At 45.1% G+C, this 4077-nt stretch carries 7 protein-coding genes, 1 tRNA gene and 1 pseudogene; 4 read left to right on the forward strand and 5 right to left on the reverse strand.

Features of this window, described 5'->3' with window-relative positions; all coding sequences use genetic code 11:
• A pseudogene (locus B3180_RS13335) lies at positions 1-173 on the forward strand (serine--tRNA ligase); the annotation flags it as partial.
• Between the two features lie 8 nt (positions 174-181).
• Here B3180_RS13335 and B3180_RS13340 read toward each other — a convergent pair.
• The 5 genes from B3180_RS13340 to B3180_RS13360 all read right to left on the reverse strand — a co-directional run bounded on the left by B3180_RS13340 (position 182) and on the right by B3180_RS13360 (position 2188).
• Positions 182-511 (reverse strand): TusE/DsrC/DsvC family sulfur relay protein, encoded by a 330-nt coding sequence (locus tag B3180_RS13340; protein WP_224797388.1) that lies wholly within the window; start codon positions 509-511, stop codon positions 182-184.
• A gap of 5 nt (positions 512-516) precedes the next feature.
• On the reverse strand, positions 517-786 hold the full coding sequence (locus B3180_RS13345; protein ID WP_278358703.1) for a hypothetical protein: 270 nt from the start codon (positions 784-786) through the stop codon (positions 517-519).
• Positions 783-1100, reverse strand: a complete 318-nt coding sequence (locus B3180_RS13350) for a DsrE family protein (RefSeq protein WP_222235378.1) — start codon at positions 1098-1100, stop codon at positions 783-785. The genes B3180_RS13345 and B3180_RS13350 overlap by 4 nt, the downstream gene beginning before the upstream one ends.
• A gap of 5 nt (positions 1101-1105) precedes the next feature.
• Positions 1106-1450 (reverse strand): sulfurtransferase complex subunit TusD, encoded by a 345-nt coding sequence (tusD, locus tag B3180_RS13355; protein WP_278358702.1) that lies wholly within the window; start codon positions 1448-1450, stop codon positions 1106-1108.
• A 69-nt stretch (positions 1451-1519) separates the two neighbouring features.
• Positions 1520-2188 (reverse strand): Bax inhibitor-1/YccA family protein, encoded by a 669-nt coding sequence (locus B3180_RS13360; RefSeq protein WP_054487847.1) that lies wholly within the window; start codon positions 2186-2188, stop codon positions 1520-1522.
• A gap of 246 nt (positions 2189-2434) precedes the next feature.
• On the opposite strand from B3180_RS13360, the gene B3180_RS13365 reads away from it, so the two are divergent.
• The 3 genes from B3180_RS13365 to B3180_RS13375 form a co-directional block, all read left to right on the forward strand.
• A tRNA-Ser gene (locus B3180_RS13365) sits at positions 2435-2526 on the forward strand.
• Between the two features lie 215 nt (positions 2527-2741).
• The gene (locus B3180_RS13370) at positions 2742-3536 is read left to right on the forward strand and encodes a thioesterase family protein (protein ID WP_222235376.1); all 795 of its coding nucleotides are present in this window, start codon (positions 2742-2744) and stop codon (positions 3534-3536) included.
• Positions 3537-3543: 7 nt separating this feature from the next.
• Positions 3544-4077, forward strand: a 534-nt coding sequence (locus B3180_RS13375; RefSeq protein WP_286845037.1) for a 3-methyladenine DNA glycosylase, incomplete at its 3' end; no start/stop codon positions are given.

Here is a 4077-nt window from a genome sequence, read left to right on the forward strand (position 1 = left end):
GCCGCAAGGGTGCGAAAAAACCAGAGCTTATGCACACACTAAATGGCTCTGGACTGGCAGTAGGCCGGGCGTTAGTCGCTGTACTGGAGAACTACCAACAGGAAGACGGCTCAATAGTTGTGCCTGAAGCCCTGCGGCCTTATATGGGTGGCCTTGAAGTTATTAAGGGCTAAGGTTAACCCTAAATGCACTTAGCTGGTTTCGGCAGGCCCGCAATTCGTGTGGCCTGCTTAGCCGGGCCTTTCGGGAACAATTTGTAAAGGTAACGACTGTTGCCTTTATCTTCTCCCAACTGCTTTTTCATGGCTTTAACCAAAACACGCATAGCAGGACTGGTATCGAATTCTCGGTAAAAGTCTTGTACAAAATTGACAACTTCCCAGTGTGCCGGTGTCATATCAATGCTTTCAAGCTCCGCAATATGCAGGGCCAGCTTTTCATTCCAGTCATCAATATTGGCTAAATACTCGTGCTTGTCGGTTTCGTATGTTTTACCGTTAAATTCAATCATGCGGACTACCAGGTAATTTGCTGCTGAAAACTGAGAACCAGTTCAACCCATTCTTCGTCAGATTTTAACATGACATAAGTTGGTAAGGTATTTCCTAAACACTCAGCGTCATTTTTTCTGGCATATATTGACTGCTTTACAGGCTGCTTATCAGGTAACTGACCCAGTTGTTCCCCGGAAATAAGCAGAGCGTCCCTATTGCCGAGTAAATGACTGTACTGTGCTAACCATTGAGTTAGTGTCGTATTTCTTAACCAGTGCAGGGTAGATGTCATGAGAACTGTAGAACCTCGTCAAATTGATCCAGGTGCTGCTTTAGTTCATTTGCAGAAATAATTACTGTGTCTAACGAATCCGGCAGAGCGTCTATGTTAATTGTAGACTCTGAGCTTATAGCGATAGGTTCTGCATCGAGTAGCTCCAGCATGCCGTAACGCTTTGAAGGGCTATTGAGTAGGCAGTTAACTGCTTCGCCTGCCAGTATGAGTTGAACAGGGTGATCAAAGCTTGCCAGCGATAAAGCGACATCTAATGCTTCGGTTGCTGCGTTAGTGTCTGAACTGCATTGTAAAATAGCGATTTTCTTCATAATGGTTAAAATTGTAAAGTCCGGTCACTGTTGGCAATAGCTGTTGCCAGAGCGGTCAAGCCCGAAGCTTGAAAACTTGGGTGGAACTCTTCAATTCCTTTACGCTCTGCTACCGTGTGACACACCACTAAGGGGACATTATGCTGACGGCTCATTGCTTCCCATTGATTTATTAAAGCTTTATTTTCAACCGGTGTTGTCAGTAGTGCATGATTCACGGCTTCCCGGTAGAAAAAGATACAAGCAATCTCATGGCCGCCGTTAATTGCAGCGAGAGCAAAGGATAAAGCTTCCTGAGACTTTAGCTGTTCTTTAGCACTGTTTTGAACTATGAGCGTTATTTTGGCCATAAATACTCACTTTAAACAAAAACGCCCCGCATGGCGGGGCGTTTATTGTAACCCTGTAGGCAGTCGCTTTTATTCGTCGCCGCCAAACGCCATTAGCAGCTGTAGCATGCTAAGGAATAAGTTATAAATTGAGACATACAAAGTCACTGTTGCAAGGATGTAGTTGCGCTCGCCACCGTTAATGATGTCGCTGGTCTGCCACATAATCAACATAGCCATTAATGGAATCATGATAGCAGAGATTGCAAGCTGTAATGCTGGCAACTGGAAGAACAGGTTAGCTATTATCGCTACAAAGACCATGATAATACCGGCAGTAACCAGGCCACCTAATTTAGACATGTCCTTTTTAGTGGTTAAGACATAGGCTGAAGTTGCAAAGAACGTCAGGGCTGTACCACCTAGCGCAGTAGCAACCATCTCGCCGCCCCCAGGCATTGACAGTGCCATATTAAGGATAGGGCCAAGGGTGTAACCTAAAAAGCCAGTTAGAGCGAAGGTTAATACAATACCCATGCCGCTATCTTTGGTCTTGTGAATACCAAAAAGCAAACCAAAGTAGGCAACTAAAGTAATGATGAGGCCCGGATAAGGTAAGTTCATCATAGTGCTGATAGTTGCAACAACAGCACTGAAAGCCAGTGTCATTGCCAATAATGTATAAGTGTTGCGTAGTACCTTATTAACGGCCAGCGTCGATTCGTTCTGACCGACATAAGTCTGACTGCGATTGTTCATAGATTTCTCCGTGTTGAACTTACTGTCTGTTAAGACGGTTTTTTATTTAAAAAGTTTCCTAAATACTACAGCATTAATGGGGGCCTTGGGTAGGAAATTAAAGGGTAATTTCTAGCGAAAAACGTTCAGTTTGTCTAATAAACGCCCAAACGGACACTTTGTTCAAATTTTTCCTTTACAAGCGTAATTTAGGTCTTTAATATTCGCTTCGTTCTCAACGACGCAGTTGAAGAGAACAAACAATACGGAGAGGTGGCAGAGCTCGGTTGAATGCACCTGACTTGAAATCAGGCGTGGGTTCATTCCCACCGGGGGTTCGAATCCCTCCCTCTCCGCCAAATTTAGCAAAAAAGCCCAGCTCCTTGAGTTGGGCTTTTTTGCTTTTTACGCACCTCCAGAGTTATTCGACAATTCCTCCTTCGCTGATATGTTTATAAAACCTTTATGCTAGTAACGCGGTTTATTGGTTTTTGCTAATAACATCCTTTGTCATCATGGTGATAATTGGTATTCTTAATAGCTAATTCAAACAACTGTTTAACAGGGAAGCGTCATGCTGTTTCACGAGACTTTAGCGTTAATAGAAAACGACAAAAACAATCAAACCATTAAGCTACCGGAAGGCTGGGCACAGGGTAGGGCATTTTTTGGTGGTTTTAGTGCGGCTTTAGCTGCACAGTTTCTATTGCGGCAGTTCCCGGGAGATTACCATTTGCGTAGTTTAGCTATTTCTTTTGTCGCGCCGGCGACACCAGGGGATGCAACGTTAAGTTATCGGGTATTAAGACAGGGATCTTCTGTGTTGCAGGTGTCGGTTGAAATAACACAAAATGACGAAGTCATGTTAGCTGGATTAGCCAGCTTAGGTAAAGGGCGCTCATCCTCTGTATCGGTTAGCGGTGAAACACCGCCTGACTTAAAAACAATTAATGACGGTCCTGGCTTACCTGAAGCCGATATTGTTCCTGAATTTGCAAAAAACTTTGATTACCGTATTACTTCCGGTGGTATGCCATTTAGTGGGCAGCCGGGTCGAACCTTTGGTGGCTGGATACGCTTTCGTAAAGAGCAGCAAGAACTGACCACAGCAGCAGTTTTGGCGTTAGTTGATGCCTGGCCACCTGCGGTGCTCCCTCACCTGGATAGCCCCGCGCCGGCTTCGTCACTTACCTGGACTATCGAATTTCCGGATCTCCCCCTGGACGAATTTAACACCAACGACTGGTTTCAGTACGAAGCTTTTATTGAGCATGCGGAACATGGCTATGGCCACAGTAGAGCAGGCTTATGGAGTGAGGAAGGGAAATTGTTAGCTATTAGTCGACAGAGCTTCACTGTGTTCGCATAATAGGTTTATGGAAACAACACCTGAAATAATCCGACAGCACCTTATCGATACTCAACCGGGTATCGATTTGCTGTTGTTACAGTTACCGTCACGAGAGTTGCTTGCTCCTTCACATATGCCGGTAATTGAGGCATTACCCCGGATTATTATCCGTCAAATGCTGTCATTGAAAGCGTCGGCGACCATCATTGAAAGAGCTGAGCAAAAGGCTAAATCACTTGGTGCCGGAGGTATCGCTTATCTTCCGGTCGAAGAACTTATGAGTTGCGGCGTTAGTCGCACCAAAGCTGCCGCTATTAGTCGTGTTGCGCAATGTCAGCAAAAAGAACCGGATAGGGTACAGTCGTGGTCTGGCATGGGGTCGAAAGAGTTAATTACCGATGTCACCCGGCTAAAGGGGGTTGGTCCGTGGACTGCTTCTATTTTAGCGATGTTCCACTTTGCCCATCAGGATCTTTTCCCAATTCAGGACAGCTCGCTTCGTAAAGCTATGAGTCTTTTAAAAGATCAGGATATTCTAATTATTCCGGAAAGGGCCCAA

Origin of the sequence: Idiomarina sp. UBA4206 (assembly GCF_002383015.1) — a bacterium.
Classification (GTDB): Bacteria; Pseudomonadota; Gammaproteobacteria; order Enterobacterales; family Alteromonadaceae; genus Idiomarina; species Idiomarina abyssalis.